The organism is Amycolatopsis sp. NPDC051102, from assembly GCF_040682815.1.
Classification (GTDB): domain Bacteria; phylum Actinomycetota; class Actinomycetes; order Mycobacteriales; family Pseudonocardiaceae; genus Amycolatopsis.
Map to the genome: position 1 here is coordinate 139201 of NZ_JBFBBT010000017.1, position 22339 is coordinate 161539.

Annotated in this window: 24 protein-coding genes and 1 pseudogene; 12 read left to right on the forward strand and 13 right to left on the reverse strand. The window is 70.8% G+C overall.

The genetic code is table 11. The annotated features are described in order from the left end of the window. The first annotated feature begins 70 nt into the window (after positions 1 to 70). Positions 71 to 781: pseudogene (locus tag AB0M93_RS35180) on the forward strand (TetR/AcrR family transcriptional regulator). A gap of 46 nt (positions 782 to 827) precedes the next feature. Here AB0M93_RS35180 and AB0M93_RS35185 read toward each other — a convergent pair. Next, positions 828 to 2501, reverse strand: coding sequence for a hypothetical protein (locus tag AB0M93_RS35185; RefSeq protein WP_364281908.1), 1674 nt, complete (start codon positions 2499 to 2501; stop codon positions 828 to 830). A gap of 229 nt (positions 2502 to 2730) precedes the next feature. Between AB0M93_RS35185 and pdxH the strand changes: the two genes are divergently transcribed. From pdxH to AB0M93_RS35200, 3 genes are all read left to right on the forward strand, one after another. Next, positions 2731 to 3408, forward strand: a complete 678-nt coding sequence (gene pdxH, locus AB0M93_RS35190; RefSeq protein ID WP_364281911.1) for a pyridoxamine 5'-phosphate oxidase — start codon at positions 2731 to 2733, stop codon at positions 3406 to 3408. A gap of 87 nt (positions 3409 to 3495) precedes the next feature. Continuing rightward, the gene (locus AB0M93_RS35195; protein WP_364282058.1) at positions 3496 to 4761 is read left to right on the forward strand and encodes an MFS transporter; all 1266 of its coding nucleotides are present in this window, start codon (positions 3496 to 3498) and stop codon (positions 4759 to 4761) included. A 23-nt stretch (positions 4762 to 4784) separates the two neighbouring features. Then, positions 4785 to 5342, forward strand: coding sequence for a DUF3558 family protein (locus AB0M93_RS35200; protein WP_364281913.1), 558 nt, complete (start codon positions 4785 to 4787; stop codon positions 5340 to 5342). Here the strand turns inward: AB0M93_RS35200 and AB0M93_RS35205 are convergent. Genes AB0M93_RS35205 through AB0M93_RS35220 form a run of 4 tightly spaced genes read right to left on the reverse strand, consistent with a single transcriptional unit; the run spans position 5317 to position 8019 of the window. Continuing rightward, positions 5317 to 5724, reverse strand: a complete 408-nt coding sequence (locus AB0M93_RS35205; protein WP_364281916.1) for a DUF5958 family protein — start codon at positions 5722 to 5724, stop codon at positions 5317 to 5319. The two genes, AB0M93_RS35200 and AB0M93_RS35205, sit on opposite strands and share 26 nt — an antisense overlap. Further along, positions 5721 to 6545, reverse strand: a complete 825-nt coding sequence (locus AB0M93_RS35210) for an MBL fold metallo-hydrolase (protein ID WP_364281918.1) — start codon at positions 6543 to 6545, stop codon at positions 5721 to 5723. Before AB0M93_RS35210 ends, AB0M93_RS35205 begins: the two co-directional genes overlap by 4 nt. Beyond that, entirely contained in the window at positions 6542 to 7441 is a 900-nt protein-coding gene (locus AB0M93_RS35215; RefSeq protein WP_364281921.1) for an MBL fold metallo-hydrolase, read from the reverse strand. The genes AB0M93_RS35210 and AB0M93_RS35215 overlap by 4 nt, the downstream gene beginning before the upstream one ends. Continuing rightward, the gene (locus tag AB0M93_RS35220; RefSeq protein ID WP_364281924.1) at positions 7441 to 8019 is read right to left on the reverse strand and encodes a TetR/AcrR family transcriptional regulator; all 579 of its coding nucleotides are present in this window, start codon (positions 8017 to 8019) and stop codon (positions 7441 to 7443) included. Before AB0M93_RS35220 ends, AB0M93_RS35215 begins: the two co-directional genes overlap by 1 nt. Before the next feature lie 65 nt (positions 8020 to 8084). Here AB0M93_RS35220 and AB0M93_RS35225 point away from each other — a divergent pair, with 65 nt between their 5' ends. Genes AB0M93_RS35225 through AB0M93_RS35235 form a run of 3 tightly spaced genes read left to right on the forward strand, consistent with a single transcriptional unit; the run spans position 8085 to position 10689 of the window. Next, positions 8085 to 8990 carry an aldose 1-epimerase family protein gene (locus AB0M93_RS35225; protein ID WP_364281927.1) on the forward strand — a complete coding sequence of 302 codons (906 nt, stop codon included), beginning with the start codon at positions 8085 to 8087 and terminating at the stop codon, positions 8988 to 8990. Beyond that, the gene (locus AB0M93_RS35230) at positions 8957 to 9451 is read left to right on the forward strand and encodes a GNAT family N-acetyltransferase (protein ID WP_364281929.1); all 495 of its coding nucleotides are present in this window, start codon (positions 8957 to 8959) and stop codon (positions 9449 to 9451) included. The genes AB0M93_RS35225 and AB0M93_RS35230 overlap by 34 nt, the downstream gene beginning before the upstream one ends. Before the next feature lie 20 nt (positions 9452 to 9471). Beyond that, positions 9472 to 10689: an amidohydrolase gene (locus AB0M93_RS35235; protein WP_364281932.1), complete on the forward strand. Its 1218-nt coding sequence runs from the start codon at positions 9472 to 9474 to the stop codon at positions 10687 to 10689. A 66-nt stretch (positions 10690 to 10755) separates the two neighbouring features. Here the strand turns inward: AB0M93_RS35235 and AB0M93_RS35240 are convergent, their stop codons facing one another. Together AB0M93_RS35240 and AB0M93_RS35245 are read right to left on the reverse strand one after the other, a co-directional pair. Continuing rightward, on the reverse strand, positions 10756 to 11418 hold the full coding sequence (locus AB0M93_RS35240) for a Rieske 2Fe-2S domain-containing protein (protein WP_364281935.1): 663 nt from the start codon (positions 11416 to 11418) through the stop codon (positions 10756 to 10758). Then, complete coding sequence (locus AB0M93_RS35245) at positions 11415 to 11939, reverse strand: RNA polymerase sigma factor (RefSeq protein ID WP_364281938.1); 525 nt, start codon at positions 11937 to 11939, stop codon at positions 11415 to 11417. Before AB0M93_RS35245 ends, AB0M93_RS35240 begins: the two co-directional genes overlap by 4 nt. A gap of 170 nt (positions 11940 to 12109) precedes the next feature. On the opposite strand from AB0M93_RS35245, the gene AB0M93_RS35250 reads away from it, so the two are divergent. Further along, entirely contained in the window at positions 12110 to 13531 is a 1422-nt protein-coding gene (locus AB0M93_RS35250) for a hypothetical protein (RefSeq protein ID WP_364281941.1), read from the forward strand. Between the two features lie 106 nt (positions 13532 to 13637). Here the strand turns inward: AB0M93_RS35250 and AB0M93_RS35255 are convergent, their stop codons facing one another. Next, positions 13638 to 14774, reverse strand: a complete 1137-nt coding sequence (locus AB0M93_RS35255) for an acyl-CoA dehydrogenase family protein (RefSeq protein ID WP_364281944.1) — start codon at positions 14772 to 14774, stop codon at positions 13638 to 13640. An 88-nt stretch (positions 14775 to 14862) separates the two neighbouring features. On the opposite strand from AB0M93_RS35255, the gene AB0M93_RS35260 reads away from it, so the two are divergent. From AB0M93_RS35260 to AB0M93_RS35275, 4 genes are all read left to right on the forward strand, one after another. After that, on the forward strand, positions 14863 to 15444 hold the full coding sequence (locus AB0M93_RS35260; RefSeq protein WP_364281946.1) for a TetR/AcrR family transcriptional regulator: 582 nt from the start codon (positions 14863 to 14865) through the stop codon (positions 15442 to 15444). 41 nt (positions 15445 to 15485) lie between these two features. Then, positions 15486 to 16427 carry a carbohydrate kinase gene (locus AB0M93_RS35265; protein WP_364281948.1) on the forward strand — a complete coding sequence of 314 codons (942 nt, stop codon included), beginning with the start codon at positions 15486 to 15488 and terminating at the stop codon, positions 16425 to 16427. A 197-nt stretch (positions 16428 to 16624) separates the two neighbouring features. Further along, the gene (locus tag AB0M93_RS35270; protein ID WP_364281951.1) at positions 16625 to 17938 is read left to right on the forward strand and encodes a citrate synthase; all 1314 of its coding nucleotides are present in this window, start codon (positions 16625 to 16627) and stop codon (positions 17936 to 17938) included. Between the two features lie 63 nt (positions 17939 to 18001). Continuing rightward, positions 18002 to 19351: a deoxyribodipyrimidine photo-lyase gene (locus AB0M93_RS35275; protein WP_364281954.1), complete on the forward strand. Its 1350-nt coding sequence runs from the start codon at positions 18002 to 18004 to the stop codon at positions 19349 to 19351. Here the strand turns inward: AB0M93_RS35275 and AB0M93_RS35280 are convergent. The 5 genes from AB0M93_RS35280 to AB0M93_RS35300 are packed head-to-tail and all read right to left on the reverse strand — an operon-like array spanning position 19338 to position 22322. Then, positions 19338 to 19826, reverse strand: a complete 489-nt coding sequence (locus AB0M93_RS35280; protein ID WP_364281957.1) for a GNAT family N-acetyltransferase — start codon at positions 19824 to 19826, stop codon at positions 19338 to 19340. The two genes, AB0M93_RS35275 and AB0M93_RS35280, sit on opposite strands and share 14 nt — an antisense overlap. Beyond that, positions 19819 to 21009 carry an ABC transporter permease gene (locus AB0M93_RS35285; RefSeq protein WP_364281960.1) on the reverse strand — a complete coding sequence of 397 codons (1191 nt, stop codon included), beginning with the start codon at positions 21007 to 21009 and terminating at the stop codon, positions 19819 to 19821. The genes AB0M93_RS35280 and AB0M93_RS35285 overlap by 8 nt, the downstream gene beginning before the upstream one ends. Beyond that, on the reverse strand, positions 21006 to 21935 hold the full coding sequence (locus tag AB0M93_RS35290) for an ATP-binding cassette domain-containing protein (RefSeq protein WP_364281963.1): 930 nt from the start codon (positions 21933 to 21935) through the stop codon (positions 21006 to 21008). Before AB0M93_RS35290 ends, AB0M93_RS35285 begins: the two co-directional genes overlap by 4 nt. Next, positions 21928 to 22056, reverse strand: a complete 129-nt coding sequence (locus AB0M93_RS35295; protein WP_364281966.1) for a hypothetical protein — start codon at positions 22054 to 22056, stop codon at positions 21928 to 21930. The genes AB0M93_RS35290 and AB0M93_RS35295 overlap by 8 nt, the downstream gene beginning before the upstream one ends. Then, the gene (locus AB0M93_RS35300) at positions 22053 to 22322 is read right to left on the reverse strand and encodes a helix-turn-helix transcriptional regulator (RefSeq protein WP_364281969.1); all 270 of its coding nucleotides are present in this window, start codon (positions 22320 to 22322) and stop codon (positions 22053 to 22055) included. Before AB0M93_RS35300 ends, AB0M93_RS35295 begins: the two co-directional genes overlap by 4 nt. Between the last annotated feature and the right edge of the window lie 17 nt (positions 22323 to 22339).

Genomic DNA, 22339 nt, shown 5'->3' on the forward strand with positions numbered 1-22339 from the left:
GTAATCGAGGTTTTCACAATTTAGCCAGGCCGGTAGGATCCGGCAATCCCTCAGAAGGAGGAGACAACCGTTGGCTCGCACGTACGGCGGCGTCGCACCCGAACAACGTCGCGCCGACCGCCGCGAGCGGCTGCTCACGGCGGGGCTCGAGCTGTTCACCTCCGCCGGCTTCCGGTACACGAAGATCACCGACATGTGCGCCCGCGCCGGCGTGTCGACGCGGAACTTCTACGAGGAGTTCACCGGCAAGGAGGACGTGCTGCGCACGCTCCACGACCGGATCAACAGCCTCGCCCTGGAGCACGTCACTGCCGCGCTCGACAAGGTCGCCGACGCCGACGCCGTGACCCGCATCGCCACGCTGCTCGACGTCTTCATCGACACGGTCACCGTCGACCCCCGCCTGCCGCGGCTCAACTACGTCGAAGCGGTGGGCGTCAGCGCGGAACTGGAGGAGCAGCACCAGGTGTGGGTCGACCGCTGGGCCACCTTCATCGAGACGGAGGCGCGGCGCGCGGCCGCCCACGGCGCCGCGCCCGATCGCGACTACCGGCTGACGGCGATCGCCCTGGTCGGCGCGGCCACCGGGCTGCTGCGCGAGTGGCAGGCGCACGAGCCGCCGCTGCCGGTCGAAGACGTCGGCGCGGAGCTGCGCGCGCTGATGCTGGCGGCCATCCTGCGGCCCGGAAAAATCTTGTGAATCCCGGGCAACCCCGGCGCGGCCTCGGACGTGAACGAGTCGAGCCGGGAGGGGGATCCGGGGGGACGCCGGCTCACGTGAGGGCCCTTTCCCGGCTGCGGACGCCGGGAAAGGGCCCTCACGGACCTTACGGGGTCCGCGGCGCCGGCAGGCCCAGGTCGACCGGGCCGGTCGTCCGGCACACGTCGTGGCAGGTGCTGTCGAGCGTGCAGCACAGCGAGCAGATCGGGCCGTCCTGCTTGGCGCAGTCGGCGACGTCCGGCAGCTCGTACGGGTCGCCGCAGGCCGAGCAGGTGTGCGTCGCCCGCAGATCGGTCTCGACGTCCGGCCCCGCCACCGTGTTCGGCCGCGCCAGGTAGTAGCGGCCGCGGGTGGCGACGGCGAGCGTCGGCACCAGGACGATCGCGATGACCAGCGCGAGCAGCGGGCTGAACGCGGCCAGGAACGGCCCGAACGCGCCGAAGTACGCCGTGATCGACACCGCCGACGCGACTACCATCGAGCCGAACCCGACCGGGTTGATCTTGTGCAGGTAGGCCCGCTTGAACTCGATGTAGCGGGGCGAGAGGCCCAGCGGCTTGGCGATCACCAGGTCCGCGCAGACCGCGCCGATCCACGCGATGGCGACGTTCGAGTAGAAGCCGAGGATCTTGTTCAGGAAGCCGAACGCGCCGAACTCCATCAGCGCGAGCGCGATCCCGCAGTTGACCAGCACGTACCAGACGCGGCCGGGGTGCTTGTGCAACACGCGGGAGAAGAAGTTCGCGAACGACAGCGAGCCGGAGTAGGCGTTCGTCGTGTTGATCTTGATCTGCGACACGACGACGAACAGCGCGGCGAACGTCAGCGCGACCGGCCCGAGCGCCGGCTTCACCGCCTCGAGGTACGGCGCGATCGGCTCCAGCGCGTGCGCCTTCCCGACGACGCCGAGCGCGAGGAAGGCCAGCAGTGCGCCGCCGATCTGCTTCGCGGCGCCGAGGATCACCCAGCCGGGGCCGGCGGCGAGCACCGCGGTCCACCACGCCCGCTTGTTCTCCGCGGTCTTCTCGGGCATGAACCGCAGGTAGTCGGCCTGCTCCCCGATCTGCCCGATCAGCGACAGCGCGACACCCATGCCGAAGCCGAACCCGATGGCGGAGAACCCGGCGCCGGTGCCCTCCGTACCCCCGAAGTGGGTGAATTCCGCGAACTTGCCCGGCTCGCGGACCAGCACGACGACGAAGGGCAGCACCAGGCCGGCGATCCACAGCGGCTGCGTCCAGGTCTGCATCTTCGCGACCGCGCCCATGCCGTAGAGGGCGAAGGGCAGCACGATCAGCGTCGCCAGCAGGTAGCCGAGGGGCAGCGGGATGCCGAGGGCCAGCTCGAACGCCTGGCCCATGATCGAGCCTTCGAGCGAGAAGAAGATGACGGTGAAGCTCGCGTACACGAGCGACGTCAGCGTCGACCCGAAGTAGCCGAAGCCGGCGCCGCGGGTCAGCAGGTCCATGTCCACTCCGGACTTCGCGCAGGCGGCCGCGATGGGCACGCCGGTCACGAAGATGACGACGGCCGCGGCGAGGATCGCCAGCACGCCCGAGGTGAAGCCGTAGGAGAGGACGATGCTGGCGCCGATCGCGAAGTCGGCGAGGTAGGCGATGCCGCCCAGCGCGGTCGTCGCGACCACGAACGGGGACCATTTCCGGAACGAATGCGCGGCGAAGCGGAGCGAGTAGTCCTCGCGGTTTTCGTTGGCCGCGAGCGGGGCGTAGCGGCGTTTCGGCGGGGCGCTCGTTTCTGCGTTGGACAGGATCTCGGTCATGCCTGCCTCCGGGGTGGTGGGGAACGCGCCGAAGGTAGGTGTTTCCTGTATCGATCCTGGTCCAGGAGGTAACGCGGTGGTTACAGCTTGTTGTCCTGCGGTTACGGCGGGATGGCGGGAAGGGGGTGTCGGGTGTCACCGTTAGGTGGGTTCCGCTGCCGGTCGCGAGGCCTTAACGTGCCTAGAGCCGAAGTCGACTGATGCCCCGACCGGGCGTGGAGGTTTGGCGATGATGCCGGAGATCGAGGACCAGGTGGAAGACGCCGTAGTACGCCTTCCCGGAATGCGCGTGGCCTACGACGGCGCGGCGTTCGACGAAACCGCGCTCGCCGCCACCTGGACCGATCAGCTGCAGGGCTGGCTGAACCAGGCGGTCGCGGCGGGCATCGCGGAGCCGAACGCGATGGTCCTCGCCACGGCGGACGCCGAAGGCCGCCCCTCGTCCCGCACGGTCCTGTGCAAGGGCCTCGACGACCGCGGTGTGGTGTTCTACACGAACTACACGTCGGCGAAGAGCCACGACCTGACGGCGACGAGGTACGCGTCGGTGACGTTCCCCTGGTACGCGCTCCACCGCCAGGTCCACGTCCGCGGCGAGGTCGAGAAGGTCGGCGTCAAGGAGACGGCGGAGTACTGGGCCCAGCGCCCGCGGGGATCCCAGCTGGGGGCGTGGGCGTCCCCGCAGTCCCGCGTGGTCGACGGCCGGCGCGCGCTGGACAACGCGCTGCACGGGATCGAGCGCCGCTTCGCGGACGTCGAGCGGATCCCGGCCCCGCCGCACTGGGGCGGCTGGCGGATCCGGCCGGACCTGGTCGAGTTCTGGCAGGGCCGCGAGGACCGCATGCACGACCGGCTGCGGTACGTGCGCAACGACGACGGCTGGAACATCGAGCGCGTCGCGCCGTAGGTTCGGCGGCCCGGGCGAGGTAAATCACCTACGCGGAGATAGTTAGCCCCGCTAAGCTCATCTGTCGTGACTGGTGAACCGGGGACCTTGCCGCCCCGCTCGGGCTTCCGCAAGATCCTCGGCCGCATCGTCGTCGACACCCGGCCACTGAAGATCGTGGCCTTCCGTCGGTTGTGGCTGTCCACTGTGGTCACCGCCGTCGGGACGCAGCTGACCGCCGTCGCCGTGCCCAAGCAGGTCTTCGACCTCACCGGGTCGTCCGCCTACGTCGGGCTCACCGGCCTCGTCGCGCTCGTGCCGCTGCTGATCTTCGGGCTGTGGGGCGGCGCCGTCGCCGATGCCGTCGACCGGCGGAAGCTGCTGTTCGTCACCAACGTCGGCGTCGCCATCACCTCCGCGCTGCTCTGGCTGCAGGCCTTCGCGAACTTCGGCTCGGTGTGGCTGGTCCTCGGCCTGCTCGCCGTCAACCAGGCGTTCTTCGCGATCAACATGCCGACGCGCGGCGCCGTCGTCGCGCGGCTCGTGCCCGCCGAACTGCTGCCGTCCGCGAACGCCCTCAACACCACCATGTCCACCTTCGGCGCCGTCTTCGGGCCGCTGCTCGCCGGTGCGCTGATCCCCGTCCTCGGGCTCTCCACCCTCTATCTGATCGACGTCGTCGCCCTGACGATCACGCTGTTCGCCGTCTGGCGGCTGCCGTCGATCCCGCCGCTGAACGGCCCCTCGCGCCGCGCCGGCCTCGGCGACGTCGTCGACGGCTTCCGGTACCTGTCCGGGCAGAAGGTGCTGCTGGCCTCGTTCGTCGTCGACATCATCGCGATGGTCTTCGGCATGCCGCGCGCGCTGATCCCGGAGATGGCCGAGCGCACGTTCGGCGACCCGCCCGGCGGCGGCCCCGCGCTCGGCTGGCTCTACGCCGCCCTGCCGCTGGGTGCGATGCTGATCGGGCTCTTCTCCGGCTGGCTCACGCGTATCCACCGCCAGGGCGTCGCCGTCGTCGTGTCGATCTGCGCGTGGGGCGCCGCGGTCGCCGCGTTCGGGCTCGCGCACTCGCTGTGGCTCGCCGTCGTCTTCATGGCGCTGGCGGGTGCCGCGGACATGGTCAGCGCGGTCTACCGGATGGCGATCCTGCAGGTCGCGACGACCGACGAGATGCGCGGCCGGCTCCAGGGCGTGTTCACGGTGGTGGTCGCGGGCGGCCCCCGGATCGCCGACCTGACCCACGGCTGGGGCGCGGCCGCGTTCGGCACCGCGGCCGCCGCGACCGGCGGCGGCCTGCTGGTCATCGTGCTCGTGTGCGCGTCGATGTTCCTGCTCCCGGCGTTCTGGCGGTACCGCGCACCCACGGCGTAGTCCGTCCGGGTTAGGGTGCGGGCATGCGTACCTTTGCTGTCGTTTTGGTCGCTTTCGCCGCATTGACCGCGTGCTCGTCCGAGGACAAACCGGCACCTTCCTCGTCCGCGGCTCCGAAGCCGGCGCCGAAGCCGGCACCGAGCACGAACGCCGCCGCGGCGGCGCTGGACCCGTGCAAGCTGCTGCCCGCCGAAGCCGTGTCGAAGGCCCTGTTCCTGGACAACCTCAAGGCGGTGCCGGGCCCGGTCCAGAACAGCGCGGCCAACGGCGGCAAGGCCCGCAGCTGCGAGTACCAGCACGACGGCAAGGCCGCGGGCGCGCTCGCGGTGACCCGCTACGAAGGCAAGCGAGGCAAGCCGGCCGAGATAGTGGCGTCGATCAAGAAGGCGAAGCCGGGCGCAACGGACGTCCCGGGCTTCCCGGACGGCGCCGTCTACTACATCGACGAGCAGAAGACGGCGACGCTCGCCTCGGCCGAACTGGTCGAGGGCACACCGGTGCTGATCAACTACACCGGCCCGGCGAAGATGACGGCGGACCAGATCGCCCCGCTCGTCAAGCAGGCCCTCGCCGCGAGCTGAGGTGGTGCCACTCGTGTGAGCACTGCCCGCCGCACTGCGCGCGCCGCCGGTCGTCCGCGACCCCGAACAGCGCTGCCAGCAGGCGGAACGCCGGCACCTGCTGGTAATCGGGCAGGGCGCAGATCTTCCGGAGCCGGCCGTGCGGCGGCCCCACCCGCAGCAGGACCGCAGCGGTGTCGCCGGGCTTGACGCCGCTGCGGAGGATCGCCTCGTCCCGGTCCTCTTCGCCTGCTCTCGCCTGCCCCGCGTAGCAGGCCAGCTCGTCCAAGACCGCCCGGCGGGTCGGCGGGTCCTGTCGCTCGAACCAGCGGGCCTCCTCCGCCGGCGGCCGCAGGCCCTGGGCGAGCTCGTTCAGGCGCACCGCGCGCTCGCCGAGGGTCACCGGCGCAGCGCGGCCAGCTCGACCGGGCTGTGCGCCGAGAACACCGTGACCTCGTCCTGGTGGTCCCGTGCCAGCTCGTGCAGGCGCGCCAGGTTCTCCAGCCTCGGGCGGCGCAGGGTCTGGACGATGTTCTGGAACGCCGTCAGGCCCGGTGGGCAGTGCGGGGCCACCGGGTCCAGCTGGCCGTGGAAGAAGTACGCGTCGCCCGCGTGCAGGAGCCAGCCGGTGCCCGTGTCGATCGCCACGCCCGTGTGGCCGCGCGTGTGGCCCGTCAGCGGGACCAGCAGGATCTCCTCCGGCAGGCCCTTCAGCGACCGGACCGCCTCGAAGCCGAACCACGGTTCGCCCCGCTCGTCGTACGTGCTCCACAGCGGGCGGTGCGCGAACTGGGCCGCGCGGTAGCGGTTCTTCTCGGCCGCGTTCGCCGGGGACGTCGCCGCCCGGTGCTCCTCGGCCCGGACGTGCACGACGGCGTTCGGGAAGTCCGCCAGGCCGCCCGCGTGGTCGACGTCCAGGTGCGTTGCGACGATGTGGCGGACGTCGGCCGGGTCGAGGCCGAGCTCCTCGATCTGGGTGACCGCCGTCTCGGCCGCTGTGGGCTTCGCGCCGACCAGCGCCATGAACGGGCGGCCCAGCCACTCGCCGGGGTGCGTCACGCCGCGGGTGCCGAATCCCGTGTCGACCAGCACCAGGCTGTCGCCGGTCTCGATCAGCAGGCAGTGGGCGACCAGCTCGGCGCGCCGCAGCAGGCCGGGCCGGCCGTCGAGGACCTTGCCGCCCGCCGGCCGCATCGTCCCGCAGTTCAGGTGGTGCACCTTCATACGCTGCTCCTGCTCGTTTTTCGGGGGTCCGGGTGGCGAAGCCCCCGGCCCGGGGCGAAGCCCCGGTTGTCACCAGTGCTCAGCCGGAGGAACTCGGTCTCGTCGTGCGCGGCGAAGACGGTCACGTCGTCGCCGTGCTCCTGCACAAGCTGGCGCAGGCGGCGGTGATTGTCCAGCCGGGCACGCGGCACCGTCTCCATGCGGCCCTCGAACCACTTCAGGCCCGGCGGGCAGTGCGGCGCGGAGGGGTCGACCTGCCCGTGGAAGAAGAACGAATCCCCGGCGTTGAGCAGCCAGCCGCTCCCGGTGTCGACGGCGACCCCGGCATGCCCGCGGGTGTGCCCGGACAGCGGGACCAGCAGGATCTCGGGCGGCAGGCCGTCGAGCTGCCGGACGGCGTCGAAGCCGAACCACGGCTCGCCGGTGTCCGCATAGGACGTCCACTGTGGACCGTGGGCGAACTGGATCCTGCGGTACCGCCCGCGCTCGGCGGCGTCGCGGGGTTCGGTGAACGCTCGCAGCTCCTCGGCGTAGACGTGCACCCGGGCCCACGGGAAGTCGATCAGCCCGCCGGCGTGGTCCAGGTCGAGGTGGGTCAGCACGATGTCGCGGACGTCCGCCGGGTCGAAGCCGAGCGCGCGGATCTGGGCGATCGCGGTCTGCGCCGGGTCCGGGACGGGGTTGGACTGGCGGACGAACCCGGCGCCCAGCCAGGCGGTCCGGTCGACCGCGGCCGGCGTGCCCATGCCGGTCTCGACGAGCACCAGGCCGGTGCCGGTTTCGAGCAGCAGGCAGTGGCAGACCATCGTGGCGCGCCGGAACAGGCCCGGCTTGCCATCGATCAGCCGGCCGCCGAGCGGGCGCATGGTGCCGCAGTTCAGGTGGTGGACGCGCATCAGGAGAACTCCCGGTCGAGGGTGGCGTGCAGGTGGGTGGCGACGGCGTGCAGCGGCGCCAGGTCGCGGCGGGTGCGGGCCAGCAGCAGCCCGCCTTCGATCGCGGCGAGCACGATCGTCGCGAGCTCGTCGGCGCGCGCGGCGGAAAGCCCTTGTGCGGCGAAGTATCCGGCGAGAACGGCGTGCCAGGACGCGTAGCCGTCCACGCAGGCTTCCCGGATGGGTTCGCTCGCCGCGGCGGCGTCCAAGGCGACCGTCGCGAGTGGACAGCCGCGCTGGAAGCCCGATTCGGTCAGGAAGCCCGCGAGTGCGTCGACGGCCCGGTCGATCGCGGTCGCGGGGTCGGGTGCGTCGGCCAGGACGGCTTCGAGGAGGGCGCCGGTGCGCTCGCTCGACAGCTTCACGGCTTCGGCGGCGAGCTGCTCCTTGCCGCCGGGGAAGTGGAAGTAAAGCGACCCCTTCGGCGCGCCCCCGGCCGTCGTCAGCTGGGTGAGGCCGGTGGCGTGGTAGCCCTGCGTCTGGAACAGGTCGGCGGCGGTGTCGAGCATCCGCTGCCGCGTGTCGGTGCGGCGAACCATGACCCGACCGTAGCGCAAACTATGACGACCGGTCTAGTTATTTTGTGGATCGGTAAGGTCGTGCCATGGGCAACCCGACCGGTCAGCAGTTCGAGATCACCCGCGGCAACGCGCGCGCCGTCGTCACCGAAATCGGTGCCGGGCTGCGCGCGTTCGAAGTCGGCGGCGTGCCGTACGTCGAGGAGTTCCCCGAGGACGCCAAGCCGCCGATGGGCGCCGGGCAGGTGCTGCTGCCCTGGCCGAACCGGACCAAGGGCGGCCGGTGGACGTTCCAGGGCGAGACCCAGCAGCTGGAAATCACCGAAGAGGCGCGCGGCAACGCCATCCACGGCCTGACCCGCCACCTCGAGTGGGAGCTGGTGGAGCACGCCGAGTCGTCGATCACCCTGGCCGTCGACGTCGAGGTGCAGCCGGGCTGGCCGGTGCCGCTGCGCGCGACCCTGACCTACGAGGTCGCGCCCCGCGAGCTGATCGTCACCCACGAGATCCGCAACGAGGGCGAGCAGCCGATCGGCGTCGGCGTCGGCACGCACCCGTACTTCCGGATCGGCGACGTCCCGACCGACGAGCTGACCCTCACGCTGCCGGCGACCCGCGTCCGGCCGTCGTTGCCCGACGAGCAGATGCCCTACGCCGAGGAGCAGGACGTCGAGGACACGGACTACGACTTCCGCGGCGGGCGGCTCCTGGCCGGCGTCGACCTGGACACCGCGTTCGGCGGCCTCACCGCCGCCGAGGACGGCCGGCACCACATCGTCCTGGCCCACGGCGAGCAGCAGCTGCTGGTCTGGACCGGCCCGGACTTCCGCTGGGCGCAGGTGTTCACCCCGGCCGACCTGGTCGGCCGCGGCCGCGCGGTCGCGATCGAGCCGATGACCTGCCCGGCCGACGCGCTCAACACGGGCACCGACCTGATCGAGCTGGAGCCGGCGGCGTCGTGGTCGGGCAGCTGGGGCATCCGGGTCCCGTGAAGCCCCTTCGCCTGAGCGTCGCCGACGCGGGCGAAGTGCTGACGCTGCAGCGCGCGGCGTACGTCACCGAAGCACGCGCGCACGGCGACCTCGACCTGCCACCGCTGCTGGAGACCCTGGACGAGACGCGCGCGGCCCTGACCGGCCTGTCCTGGGGGATCCGCGAGTCGGGACGGCTGGTGGCATCGGTGCGGCTGACGGTGTCGGGACACGTCGGCGTGATCGGCCGCCTGGTCGTGGCGCCGGACCGGCAGGGGCTCGGCCTGGGCGGCGCGCTGCTGCGGTTCACGGAGTCGGCCGCGCCGCCGGAGGTGACGCTGTTCCGGCTGTTCACGGGCTCGAAGAGCGCGGGGCCGCTGCACCTGTACACCAAGCACGGCTACCGCGAGACGCACCGGACACCGGAGCACGACCACGAACTGGTGCACTTGGCGAAGGCCCGCGTGCACGCGCCCGGGTGAGTTCGTTAGCGTGGCGAACTATGGCGAAGGCAATTGTCGGGGGCTACGTCGTCCCCATCGACGGTGAACCCATCGACGGCGGCACGGTCCTGATCGACGGCGGCCGGATCGTCGCGGTCGGTACCGAGGCCGATGTCGACATCCCGGAGGACGCCGAACTGGTCGACGCGGCCGGCACCTGGGTGCTGCCCGGCTTCATCGACGCCCACGCCCACCTCGGCGTGCACGAGGACGGCGAGGGCTGGTCCGGCAACGACACGAACGAGTTGACCGACCCGAACGGCGCCCGCTTCCGCGCCGTCGACGGCATCGACCCCTACGAGTCCGGCTTCGACGACGCGCTGGCCGGCGGCGTCACGAGCGTCGTCATCAAGCCCGGCTCGGGCAACCCGATCGGCGGCCAGACGATCGGCGTCAAGACGTGGGGCCGCAGCATCCTCGACATGATCTTCGCGGAGCACGTCAGCGTGAAGAGCGCGCTCGGCGAGAACCCGAAGCGCGTGTACGGGGAGAAGAAGCAGACGCCGTCGACGCGGCTGGGGGTCGCGGCGATCCTGCGCGAGGCGTTCACGAAGGCCCGCAACTACCAGGCGAAGCGCGCGCACGCCGAGTCCGAGGGCAAGCCGCACGAGGTGGACCTGACGCTGGAGACGCTCTCGAAGGTCCTCGACGGCGAGCTGTACTGGGACCAGCACGTCCACCGCGCGGACGACATCGTCACGGCGATCCGGCTGGCCGACGAGTTCGGCTACAAGCTGGTGATCAACCACGGCACCGAGGGCCACCTGATCGCGGACCTGCTGGCCGAGCGGAACGTCCCGGTCATCCTCGGCCCGCTGTTCACGACGAAGTCGAAGGTCGAGCTGCGCAACCGCACGCTGCGGTCAGCGGGCATCCTGGCGCGGGCCGGGGTGCAGATCGCGATCACGACGGACCACCCGGTGATCCCGATCAACTTCCTGGTGTACCAGGCGGCCCTGGCGGTCAAGGACGGCCTCGACCCGGCGACGGCCCTGCGGTCGCTGACGATCAACCCGGCGTCGATGCTGGGGCTGGACGGGCGGATCGGCTCGCTGAAGCCGGGCCTGGACGCCGACGTGGTGCTGTGGTCGGGCGATCCCCTGGACGTCATGAACCGCGCGCTGCGGGTGTTCGTGCGGGGCGACGAGGTGTACCACTTCGACGAGGCACTGGGCGAGGGCGTGTCGAAGGACCGCCGGTACCGGGAGACCCGCTGAGTTTCGGGCGGCACGCCGGTAACCGGGCGGTTCCGGCGTGCTGCCCGATCAATCGAGGTGAACCGGCTACGCCCGCTCGAAGGGGGTGTAGATCTGGATGTCGCCGTCCTGTTCGCGAGCTTCGAACACCGACAGTGGCGGGATCTCCACCGGCAGGTCGTAGTGCAGGATCTCGCCGGTCAGCGCGAAGGTCGCGTTGTGGCAAGGGCAGACCAGCTGACGTCCGGGGTTCGCCAGCCGCAGGCGGCAGCCCAGGTGGGTGCAGGTCGAAGACACGGCTCGGAGGCCATCCGGGGTCCGCTGGACGAAACCGGTCACGGTGTCCAGCTCGAACTCCCGCAGGCCGCCCTCGGGCACGTCCTTGCTCGCCGCCACCGTTCGCCACTCGCCCGGTTCCCGCGGTGGTGCCGCCGGTGCCGGGCCGCGGACCAGGCGGTCGATCCCGGCGCCTGCCGCGAGGGACGCGGCAGCGATCCCGGCCGTGCGGACCACGCGCCGCCGGTTCGCGCGCCGATCCAGTGGCATGGCGGGCGGTGTGCACTCCGCCGCCAGCTCGCGGCCGAGCCGGGCGACGAAGTCCGCGTCCGGCAGCGCGTCGGCCGCGCCGAGGCGGGCGGCCTGCAGCTCGATGGCCCCGCGCATCTGGGCCACCTGCTCGTCGTCCGGCCGGAACGGCTCCGGCGAGCGCTGCCCGAGGAGGCTGTCGGTGAAGCGGTCGACGTCGTTCATGCCTGCTCCTCGATCCGTGCCGCGGCCTGGGCGGCGAGCCGCAGGGCCCGGTGCTGGATGACCTTGACGTTGGCCAGGCTGACCCCCAGCTCGTCGGCGGCGTCCTGCAGCGAGTAGGACTCCAGAAATCGTAATTGCAGGACTTTCCGCGCGCGCTCGGGCAATTCGGCGAGTATCGCGGCGACCCGCCGGTCCGTCGCCGGAACTGTCGTGCCGTTCGGTATCCGGTGGTCGTCGTCGGGTATTTCCGTGGTTTCGTCGAGGCCGATCGTGGTGATCTCGCGGCCGAACAGGCGCCGCCAATGGGCGGCGAGCACGGTGCGGGCCGTCGCCAGCAGGTAAGCGCGGATCTCCGCCGCGTTCGCGTTCCCGCGCAACGGTTTCAGCACCGCGAGGAAGACCTCGCCGGTGAGATCCTCGGCGTCCGCCGGGTTTCCCACCTTTTTCAGTATCAGTCGGTATACCCAGACGACATTTTCGCGGTAAACGGTTTCCCAGTCCGGTCCGGACTTCCCCTCCATCGGGACTCCACATCCGTAGCTCCGGACCATACTCGGCGAGCCCGCCGGCCGCGAGGACGAGTGCGGATGTAACCCGGGTGCATACCTTTCGGCGAGGGGCCACCTTGATTTCTCCTCCGCGCCCCTGCCGGCGAGCGCGGGGACTGCCCGTTTCACGCGAGGAGCAAATCATGACGAGCAAGCGAAAGGCCGCGACCGCGGTGGCCGCGGCATTGACGCTGGGGGCGACCGCCGCGTTGTCCGGCGGAGCCGAAGCCGTTACGCAGCAAGGGGGAGGTTTCACCGACCGGGGCGACATCCGGTTCCTGCCGCAGCCACTGAAGGACCGCCTGGCGGTGCTGGCTGGCAGAGCGTCGACCTTCCCGCCGATGACCGCGTTTTCCGAAGCGCCGTCGCCGAGTCAGTTATTCCAGTACTACCTGCTGGACACGAAGAATTTCCAACCGAACGTGTTCACCACGACCGTTCCGGGGATCAACGACGGCGTCGCGCCCACGGCCACCGGGCCGAACCACGACCCGCCCGCGCTGGGCGGCCTGCGGGTGGTCGTCGAGCCGAAGCCGGGGCTGCCGACCGACCCGGACGACCCCGGTTCGTTCGTCGACATGTTCACCGACATCTCGGGGCTGTTCGTCATCAACAACGAGTCCGGCTGGTACGAGGGCTGGCTGATCCACGACGTGACGGTGCCCGACGTCGCCGCGCCGCGCCCCGACGGGCACGCCGCCTTCGGGACCATCACCGCCGCGGACGCCGTGGCGCTGGCGAAGACCGGGGACCACCACAACAAGCCGGGCGCGGTCTTCACCACCGACGGCAAGGCGCCCCGCGAGCCGTCCGCGAACGACCACTGGCCGGACAAGGTGTCCAACCTGGTGCCGATCCAGCTGTCGCTGGGTGCCTACAACGCCACGCAGCAGAGCGACCTCCACTCGTACTGGGAGCTCAACCAGTACACGAACTGGGTGCCGCCGACGTACGAGCTGCCGTTCACCGGCGGGATCCCCGGCACGTTCGAAAAGGGCAAGATCGGTGCGCTGTCGTCGATCGTGCCGGGCTCGGGTCCCTCGGGCGTGAAGAACCAGTCGCAGGTCGACGGCGACAACCCGAACTTCCCGCGTGACCCGGACCGGCTGCTCAACACCAGCCCGGACGACCCGGACCGCCCGATGCCGAACAACGACGACCACAAGGAAAAGCGGCTCCGGTTCATCCCGAGCGGGCTGGGCAACGAAGTGATGCTGGACGTATACCTGCGGACGGCGTCCTTCGAGCCGTACGAGCACAACCTGAGCCAGCGGATCTTCGACACCTACGCGGCCGAGGTCGCGCGGGTCGACGGCAACCACGACGGCATCGTCGACGCCGTCGAGGCGGACCTCGAAGACACCTCCGACGGCGGCCAGTCCAACGACCGGCTGTTCCTGCCCGCGACCGCGTACAACCGCGTCGCGGTCACCCGGGAGATCAACGATGGGCTGCTTTCGCCGCGCTTCGCGCCCAGCCAGCGCGCATGGGTGCTCAGCGGCGACATCGCCCGCGTGAGCCCGTCCGTGCCGGCGTCCGTTCCGCAGGACGGCGACAACCGCTAGACCAGCCAGGGCCGAGGGGTGTGCGTGGTGCGGCCGGTTCACCGCCGGCCGCACCACGTGCGGAAAGCAAAGGGGGGTGGAAAAATGCGCGTCTGGGAAACGAGTGTCAGGATGCTTTCAGCTCGCGGGCGATGACCAGCCGCTGGATCTGGTTGGTGCCCTCGAAGATCTGGGGCACCTTCGCCTCCCGCATGTACCGCTCCACCGGGAAGTCACGCGTGTAGCCGGCGCCGCCGAGCACCTGGACGGCGTCGGTCGTCACCTTCATGGCACCGTCGGTCGCGACCAGCTTCGCGATCGACGCCTGCCGCTTGAACGGCAGCCCCCGGTCACGCCGCCGCGCCGCCTCCAGGTACATGGCCCGCGAAGACTCCACCGTCGCGGCCATGTCGGCCAGGAGGAATTCGATGCCCTGGAACTCGATGATCGGGCGGCCGAACTGCGATCGGCCCTTCGCGTACGCCACCGCTTCGTCAAGCGCCGCCTGCGCCAGGCCCACCGCGCACGCCGCGATCCCCAGCCGGCCCGAGCTCAGCGACGACAACGCGATGCGGAGGCCGTCTCCCGGGGAACCCAGCAGCCGCGCGGCCGGTACCCGGGCGTCGTCGAAGATCATCTGCGCCGTCGGGGAGCCCGTGAGGCCCATCTTCCGCTCCCGCGGCGCCGCGGAGAGGCCCGGCGTCGCGGCGGGAACCAGCAGGGTGGAGATTTCCGCCTCGCCCGTGCGGACCATCGTCGTGTAGAAGTCCGCCACGCCCGCGTGCGTGATCCACGCCTTCGTGCCGTTGACGACGTAGTCCGAGCCGTCCAGGCGCGCGCGCGTCGAGAGGGCCGCCGCGTCCGAACCCGCCTGCGTCTCCGACAGCGCGTACGCGCCCAGCAGCGAGCCTTCGAGCATGTCCGGGAGCCACTGGTCGCGCTGCTCGTCGGTGCCGTACTCCGACAGGGCGTAGCAGGACATCGTGTGCACCGACAGGCCGACGCCGACCGTCATCCACGCCGTCGCGATCTCCTCCAGGACCTGCAGGTAGACCTCGTAGGACACCGCGCCGCCGCCCCAGCGCTCGGCGTACGGCAGGCCCAGCAGGCCGGACTTGCCCAGCAGGCGGAACTGCTCGCGCGGGAACTGCTCGGCCTCCTCGGCCGCTGCCGCCCGGGGCGCGAGTTCGTCGCGCGCGATCTCCCTGGCCAGGGCGACGAGATCCGCCGCATCGGAGTCGGGCAGCAGGCGTTCGGCGGGCATCTTCGTCCTCCAAAGCGGTACTGAAAACAGTACTGTGGGCTCGTTCAGAGTACCGTAAGGCGCGGAAGACGTAGGAGATAGTGAGCCGATGCGCCCCGAACCCCGCCGACGGCCGACCGCTCGCCAGCGCGCCCTGCTCGCCGACCTCGAGGCGCTCTTCCTGGCCGAGGGCTTCGCGGACTTCACCCTCGACGACCTCGCCGGCCGTCTCCGCTGCTCCAAGTCGACGCTCTACGCGCTCGCGCCCAGCAAGGAGCAGCTCGCCGTCAAGGTCGTCACCCAGTTCTTCCGGGGCGCCGCGGAGCGGATCGAGGAGCGCGTCGCCGGCATCGACGACGCCCGCAAGCTCATCGCCGAGTACCTGGCCGGCGTCTCCGAGCACCTCAACCGGGCGTCCGCGGCCTTCATGCGCGACCTCGCCGCCTTCGGTCCCGCTCGCGAGGCCTACCAGCTCAACAGCCGGTTCGCCGCGACACGGCTCCGGCAGTTCATCGACAAGGGCGTGGCCGACGGCGTCTTCCGGGACGTCCACGCCCGGCTGGTCGCCGAGATGACCGGGCTGATCATCGAAGGCATCCAAACCGGGGTGCTCGGCAGGCGGACCGACGTGTCCGACGCCGAGGCGTTCACCGCTTTGGGGGAACTGCTGCTCGGCGGTCTCGACAAATAGCGGACAGGAATTGTCAGTCCCGCGTGAATTAAGCTTCCGGCGTGATCGTCGTAGGCGGAGAAGCTCTGGTCGACCTGGTTCCCGGCGACCCCCTGGATTCCACTGTGGACGGCGGGTTGCGCGCGCTGCTGCCCCGGCTCGGCGGCGGCCCGTACAACGTCGCGCTGGCGGCCGGCCGGCTCGGCGTGCCGGCGGCGTTCCTCTCGCGCGTGTCCACCGACCGCTTCGGCGAGGCGATGGTCGACCGGCTGCACGCCTCCGCCGTCGACACGTCGCTGCTGCAGCGTGGCGACGAACCGACGACGCTCGCCGTCGTGGCGCTCGACGCGAAGGGTGCCGCGCGCTACTCCTTCTACGTCGAGGGCACCGCCGACCGGCTCGTCGCGGACCCGGGGCCGCTGCCGGAGAACGTGACCGCGCTCTCACTCGGCACGCTCGGCATGGTCCTCGAGCCCGGCGCGTCGGCGTACGAGGCGATGCTGCGGCGCGAGGCCGCCCGCGGCGTCCTGACCGTCCTCGACCCCAACATCCGCGAGGCGCTGATCACCGACCCGGCCGCCTACCGGGCCCGGTTCGCGTCCTGGCTGCCGGACGTCCGGCTGCTGAAGATCTCCGACGACGACGCCGCGTGGCTCACCGGGGGCGCCGACCCGGTCGCCGCCGCGAAGACGTGGATCGAGTCCGGAGTGGACGCCGTGGTGCTCACCCGCGGCGCCGACGGGCTCTCGGTGATCACCGCCGCAGGTGAGCTGGCCCACGTGCCGTCGCGAAAAGTCACCGTCGTCGACACGATCGGCGCGGGCGACACAGTGCAGGGGGCGCTGCTGGCGTGGCTGCACACCCACGAGGCCGCCGACCTGGCCTCTCTCGACGCGGACGCGTGGCGCGAGGCCCTCGCTTTCGCCGCGAAAGCGGCGTCGATCACGGTGTCCCGCAGCGGTGCGGAGCCGCCGACTTCGGCCGATATGGCGTCCACCGTGTGAACCTGGTCCCAAAGGGGGCCCCAGGAGCAACGTCACCGCTGCGCGAAGGCGGGTTTCTCGACTAGCGTGGTGGGGCATTCTTCATACCCCAGCGGGGCGGTGTGCAGCGAGGCGCCAGTGTTTCCTCGCGTGAACACGTGGCTACCTGTGAAACCTACAGGCGCCGCCGGCCCGTGCCCAACGTGAGAGGGACTTGCATGTCCGACGCGACGACTGCGGGGCAGTCCGGCGGAACCGCGAAGCTGACCCTGCCGAATGGCGAGCACGAGTTCAAGATCGTGCACCCGGTCGAGGGCGCGCCGGGGATCGAACTGGGGAAGCTGCTGGCGCAGACGGGGTACATCACCTACGACCCCGGTTTCGTCAACACCGGCGCCGCGTCGTCGGCCATCGCCTACATCGACGGTGACGCCGGCATCCTCCGCTACCGCGGGTACCCGATCGAGCAGCTGGCCCAGAAGTCAACCTTCATCGAGGTCTCCTACCTGCTGATCTACGGCGAGCTGCCGACCCAGGCCCAGCTGGCCGACTTCACCGAGAAGATCCAGCGGCACACGCTGCTGCACGAGGACCTGAAGGCGTTCTTCAGCGGCTTCCCGCGCGACGCGCACCCGATGCCGGTCCTGTCCAGTGCGGTGTCGGCGCTGTCGACCTTCTACCAGGACTCGCTCAACCCGTTCGACGAGCCGAACGTGGAGCTGTCGACCGTCCGCCTGCTGGCGAAGCTGCCGACGCTGGCGGCCTACGCCTACAAGAAGTCCGTCGGCCAGCCGCTGCTGTACCCGGACAACTCCCTGGGCCTGGTGGAGAACTTCCTCCGGATGACCTTCGGTTTCCCCGCGGAGCCGTACGAGGTCGACCCCGAGGCCGCCAAGGCGCTCGACCTGCTGTTCATCCTGCACGCCGACCACGAGCAGAACTGCTCGACCTCGACCGTGCGCCTGGTCGGTTCGTCCGAGGCGAACCTGTTCGCCTCGATTTCGGCCGGCATCAACGCGCTGTTCGGCCCGCTGCACGGCGGCGCGAACTCCGCGGTGCTGGACATGCTCGAGGGCATCCAGCGCGACGGCGGCGACGTCGCCAAGTTCGTCGAGCGGGTGAAGAACAAGGAAAAGGGCGTGAAGCTGATGGGCTTCGGGCACCGGGTCTACAAGAACTACGACCCGCGCGCGAAGATCATCAAGAGCACCGCCGACGAGATCCTCGGCAAGCTGAAGGGCGGCGACCAGCTGCTCGACATCGCCAAGAAGCTCGAAGAGACCGCACTTTCCGACGACTACTTCGTCGAGCGGAAGCTGTACCCGAACGTGGACTTCTACACCGGCCTGATCTACCGGGCGCTGGGCTTCCCGACGAAGTTCTTCACGGTGCTGTTCGCGCTGGGCCGGCTCCCGGGCTGGATCGCGCACTGGCGCGAAATGATCAACGACCCGGCCACCAAGATCGGCCGCCCACGGCAGATCTACACCGGCCACGCGTCGCGGGACTACACCCCGATGTCCGAGCGCTGATCGCTCACCCGGACAAGCGCCCCGCCGTGCACCTGCGCGGCGGGGCGCTTATCGTTTACCGCCGTGACTCGAGAAGCGCCGGTCGTCCTGTGGTTCCGCCGTGACCTGCGGCTCGGCGACCACGCCGCGCTGCTGGAGGCGTCGAAGCACAGCAAGCACGTGCTGGCGCTGTACGTCCTCGACGAAGCGCTGCTGAAGCCGGGCGGTGCGCCGCGTGAAGCGTTCCTGCACGGCTGCCTGGAGAAGCTGAACGAGCAGCTCGGCGGCCGGCTGATGCTGGTGCGCGGCGAACCGGCGGCCGAGGTCGTGAAGGTGGCGAAGAAGATCGGCGCCGCGGCGGTGCACGTCAGCGCCGACACCGGCCCCTACGGCCGCCGCCGGGACGCCGCGGTCGCGAAAGCGTTGGCGGAGCACAACATCGACTGGGTCGAGACGGGCTCCCCGTACGCGGTGACGCCGGGCAGCGTCACCAAGCCGGACGGCGAGCCGTACCGCGTCTTCACGCCGTTCTTCCGAGCCTGGACCGCCCGCGGCTGGCACTCGCCCGCCGACACCGGACCGTCCCTTGTGGACTGGATCGAGCCGCCGCGCTCGCTGAAGATCCCGAAGCCGCCCCGGGTGTCCGCGGTGTTGCCCGAGCCGGGCGAGCAGGCCGCGCTGGACGTCTGGCACGCGTTCCTCGACGGCGGCATCGACACCTACGACGTCGACCGCGACCGCCCGGACCGCGACGGCACGACGCGCCTTTCGCCGTACCTGCGCTGGGGGTGCGTCCACCCGAGGACGCTGCTGGCGGACCTCGACGGCGACGACCGCGCGGGCGCGAAGTCGCTGCGGAGCGAGCTGTGCTGGCGCGAGTTCCACGCGGACGTCCTGTGGCACCGCCCGGAAACGGCCCGCGAGAACTACGACAAGCGCTTCGACGCGATGGAGCACGACGACGACCGCGAGGCGTTCGAGCGGTGGTGCGCGGGCCGCACGGGCTACCCGATCGTGGACGCCGGCATGCGGCAGCTGCTGGCCGAGGGCTGGATGCACAACCGGGTGCGGATGGTCGTCGCGAGCTTCCTGGTGAAGGACCTGCACCTGCCGTGGTGGCTGGGCGCCCGCCACTTCATGAAGCACCTGGTGGACGGCGACCTGGCATCGAACCAGCTGAACTGGCAGTGGGTGGCGGGCTGCGGCACCGACGCGGCCCCGTACTTCCGCGTCTTCAACCCGACGACCCAGGGCGAGAAGTTCGACCCCGACGGGAGCTACGTGCGGAAGTACGTGCCGGAGCTGCGCTCGGTGCCGGGCAAGGCGGTCCACCAGCTGAAGGATAGGCCGGAGGAGTACCCGGCACCGATGGTCGACCACGCCCACGAGCGGCAGGTGTCCCTGGAGCGGTACGGGAAGATCACGTCCCGCTGACCGGCCGCACCCGCCACACGACGTCGAGCGCGGGGTCGCCGGCGGCGCTCGGCACGATCCGGTCGACGGTGAAGCCTTCGCGCTCGTAGAAGGCACCGGCTCGCTCGTTGGCCGCGAAGTGCTCGATGTACAGCCGTTCGGCGTCGGCGGGCAGCTGCGCGGCGAGGGTGTCGAGCAGCCGCGGGCCGAGCCCGCGGCCGCGCTGCCGGGGGTGCACGTAGAGCTTGTAGATCACGTGCTCGGGCCCGTTGCGGCCGCGTTGCCCGACACCGGCGAGCTCGCCGCCGTCGTCGGCGACGATCACCAGCCCGCCGGCTACGGCCGCCGCCAGGTGCGTTTCGTTCCACCAGTCGCGGACCTGGGCGTCCGCCGCGGCCGCGCCGATCAGCGGGGCGTAGTGCGCCCGGACGTGTACCTCGCCGAACCGGCGGATGGCGGCCACGTCGGCCGGCCCGGCCGGCCGCACGTCAGCCACGCAGGGCCTCGGACAGCTTGATGCGGCTGCCGATCCGCAGGACGCTGTTGCCGTAGATCTTCCCGCCCACCCACGTCAGCAGCGCGACCAACGCGACGGTCAGCGCGAGCGACAGCCCGATCTCCCAGCCCGCCGCCGCGCCCGTCGAAATGCGGGCCGGCATCAGGATCGGGGACAGCAGCGGGATCAGCGACACGATCTGCGTCGCCGAGCCCGCCGGGTTCTGGACCAGCAGGTTGAACCCGGCGATGAACCCGACCACCAGGATGATGTTGAGCGGCCCGACCACCGACTGGGTGTCCTCCTGGCGTGACACCAGTGAGCCGAGTGCGCCGTAGATCGTGGCGTACAGCAGGAAGCCGAGCAGGTACCAGAGCAGGCCCCACAGCACCGCGCCCGTCGCGAACCCCGACAGGGTGAACACGCCGGTCACCGACGCCGCGCCCAAGCCGACCACCGCGAGGATCACCAGCTGGGTCAGGCCGACCAGGCCGAGGCCGATCACCTTGCCCAGCAGCAGCTGCCACGGCCGCACGCTGGCGAGCAGGATCTCCACCACCCGGCTCGACTTCTCCTCGACGACGCCCTGGGCGACCATCATCCCGTAGGTGATGATGCTCATGTACAGCAGGAACGCCACGACCAGGCCGACGACCAGCCGCTGCGTGTGATCCGCAGGCTGCGGTTCGAGGGCGTCGTCGTGCACGTGGGTGCCGTTGACCCGGGCCATCACCTCGGCCGGCTCGAGCTGCGCCGACGACAGCACGCCGTCGAGCACCTGCTGCTGCGCGACCTCGTCGAGGACGCGGCGCAGCTGGTCGTCCAAAGAGGACTTGTAGGTGGCGGTCAGCTGCGCCGCGCTGCCCGAGACCAGCGCGTCGAAGTCGCCGTTCTCGACCTTTTGCCTGCCCTCGTCCGGATCGGTGACGACGACCGTGGTGATCTCACGGCCCGAAACGGCCGCCTCGGCCTGCAGCTGGCGGGCGATGCCGATCGCCTGGCCGGTCAGCCCGACCGTGCTCCGGTCCGACGAACCGGCCAGCGCCGTCTGGAAGACCACGTACCCCAGCAGCAGGACCAGCAGCACCGCCGTGCCGACCACGAACGACCGCGTCCGCAGCCGCGTGTTCAGTTCGCGCTTCATCACGAGCCAGACCGCCCGGCGGCCACTCAGCTTCCTCATCGCGGTTCCTCCCCTGGGGCCGCGGCGCCGTCGGAAACGGCGTCGCGGAAGAGCTCGGTCAGCGAGCGGCGACGGCGGCTGAACTCGGTGACCGGCCCGGTCGCCAGCGCCGCGGCGAGCACGGCCTGGTCGTCCGCGCTCGGTTCGAGGTCGAGTACGGTGGTCGCGCCCTGCTGCTCCAGCACCCGCACCCCGGGCAGGCCGGCGGCCCAGCCGGGGTGCGCGGCCGGCGCCGTCACGACCAGCTTGCTGCGCGCGCCGGCGGTCAGCTCGGCGACCGTGCCGACGGCGACCATCCGGCCGCCGCGGATGATCCCGACCCGGTCGCACAGCCGCTCGACGAGGTCGAGCTGGTGGCTGGAGAACACCACTGGCACCCCCGCCGCGGCCTTCTCCCGCAACACCCCGCTCATCACGTCCACGGCGAGCGGGTCGAGGCCGGAGAACGGCTCGTCGAGCACCAGCACCGCGGGGTCGTGCACCAGCGCCGCGGCCAGCTGGACGCGCTGCTGGTTGCCGAGGGACAGCTTCTGCACCTCGTCCTTGCGGCGGTCGGCCAGCCCGAGCCGGGTGATCCAGTTCTCCGCGTTGCGGTGAGCCTCGTTCGCGCTCAGCCCGTGCAGCTCGGCCAGGTAGACGAGCTGGTCGAGCACCTTCATCTTCGGGTACAGGCCGCGTTCCTCCGGCATGTAGCCGATGTGCGTGCGCGTTTCGTGCGTGACCTTTTCGCCGCCGAACCGGACTTCCCCGCCGTCGGCGGCGAGCACCCCCAGCGCGATCCGCATCGTGGTGGTCTTGCCGGCGCCGTTGCTGCCGACGAAACCGAACAGCTCGCCGGCGCGGACGTCGAACGTGACGCCGTCCAGCGCGGTCTTGGCGCCGTAGCGCTTGGAGATCCGGTCGATCTCCAGTGTCCCCTCAGGCATTCCCCATCCCCTCTGCGAAATCCTCGGGGTCGTCGTCGGGCAGCGCCAGATCGGCGACGACGAGCACGGCCACGAGCGGCCGCCGGTGCCGCCGGTCGCGCCACCCCGGCAGTTCGGTCATGCTTCCCCCTCGCGGTAGACCTGGGTGGACAGTGGCGTGAACGGCTCCCGGCCGAACACGGCTTCGACCGGCAGGTCGAACACGGCGCAGATCCGGAACGCCAGGTCCAGGCTGGGATAGTGGTCGCCCCGCTCGAGCGCGCCGATGGTCTGCGGATTGACCTCGACGGCGTTCGCGAGCGCGGCCCTGCTCAACCCCCGCTCGGCTCGGAGCACGGGAAGCCGGTTGTAGATCGGCAGCTCTTTGCCGCGTCTGACCGGGCTCATACGACATACTGTTGCAA

What these genes read in the sequence shown, in the direction of transcription:
- AB0M93_RS35245 (WP_364281938.1), bottom strand. Translation starts at nt 11,939, where the DNA reads ATGGAGGGGAAGTCCGGACCGGACTGGGAAACCGTTTACCGCGAAAAT.
- AB0M93_RS35235 (WP_364281932.1), top strand. Translation starts at nt 9,472, where the DNA reads ATGGCGAAGGCAATTGTCGGGGGCTACGTCGTCCCCATCGACGGTGAA.
- AB0M93_RS35250 (WP_364281941.1), top strand. Translation starts at nt 12,110, where the DNA reads ATGACGAGCAAGCGAAAGGCCGCGACCGCGGTGGCCGCGGCATTGACG.
- AB0M93_RS35260 (WP_364281946.1), top strand. Translation starts at nt 14,863, where the DNA reads ATGCGCCCCGAACCCCGCCGACGGCCGACCGCTCGCCAGCGCGCCCTG.
- AB0M93_RS35225 (WP_364281927.1), top strand. Translation starts at nt 8,085, where the DNA reads ATGGGCAACCCGACCGGTCAGCAGTTCGAGATCACCCGCGGCAACGCG.
- AB0M93_RS35255 (WP_364281944.1), bottom strand. Translation starts at nt 14,774, where the DNA reads ATGCCCGCCGAACGCCTGCTGCCCGACTCCGATGCGGCGGATCTCGTC.
- AB0M93_RS35200 (WP_364281913.1), top strand. Translation starts at nt 4,785, where the DNA reads ATGCGTACCTTTGCTGTCGTTTTGGTCGCTTTCGCCGCATTGACCGCG.
- AB0M93_RS35220 (WP_364281924.1), bottom strand. Translation starts at nt 8,019, where the DNA reads ATGGTTCGCCGCACCGACACGCGGCAGCGGATGCTCGACACCGCCGCC.
- AB0M93_RS35240 (WP_364281935.1), bottom strand. Translation starts at nt 11,418, where the DNA reads ATGAACGACGTCGACCGCTTCACCGACAGCCTCCTCGGGCAGCGCTCG.
- AB0M93_RS35300 (WP_364281969.1), bottom strand. Translation starts at nt 22,322, where the DNA reads ATGAGCCCGGTCAGACGCGGCAAAGAGCTGCCGATCTACAACCGGCTT.
- AB0M93_RS35210 (WP_364281918.1), bottom strand. Translation starts at nt 6,545, where the DNA reads ATGAAGGTGCACCACCTGAACTGCGGGACGATGCGGCCGGCGGGCGGC.
- AB0M93_RS35285 (WP_364281960.1), bottom strand. Translation starts at nt 21,009, where the DNA reads ATGAGGAAGCTGAGTGGCCGCCGGGCGGTCTGGCTCGTGATGAAGCGC.
- pdxH (WP_364281911.1), top strand. Translation starts at nt 2,731, where the DNA reads ATGATGCCGGAGATCGAGGACCAGGTGGAAGACGCCGTAGTACGCCTT.
- AB0M93_RS35290 (WP_364281963.1), bottom strand. Translation starts at nt 21,935, where the DNA reads ATGCCTGAGGGGACACTGGAGATCGACCGGATCTCCAAGCGCTACGGC.
- AB0M93_RS35295 (WP_364281966.1), bottom strand. Translation starts at nt 22,056, where the DNA reads ATGACCGAACTGCCGGGGTGGCGCGACCGGCGGCACCGGCGGCCGCTC.
- AB0M93_RS35185 (WP_364281908.1), bottom strand. Translation starts at nt 2,501, where the DNA reads ATGACCGAGATCCTGTCCAACGCAGAAACGAGCGCCCCGCCGAAACGC.
- AB0M93_RS35215 (WP_364281921.1), bottom strand. Translation starts at nt 7,441, where the DNA reads ATGCGCGTCCACCACCTGAACTGCGGCACCATGCGCCCGCTCGGCGGC.
- AB0M93_RS35270 (WP_364281951.1), top strand. Translation starts at nt 16,625, where the DNA reads ATGTCCGACGCGACGACTGCGGGGCAGTCCGGCGGAACCGCGAAGCTG.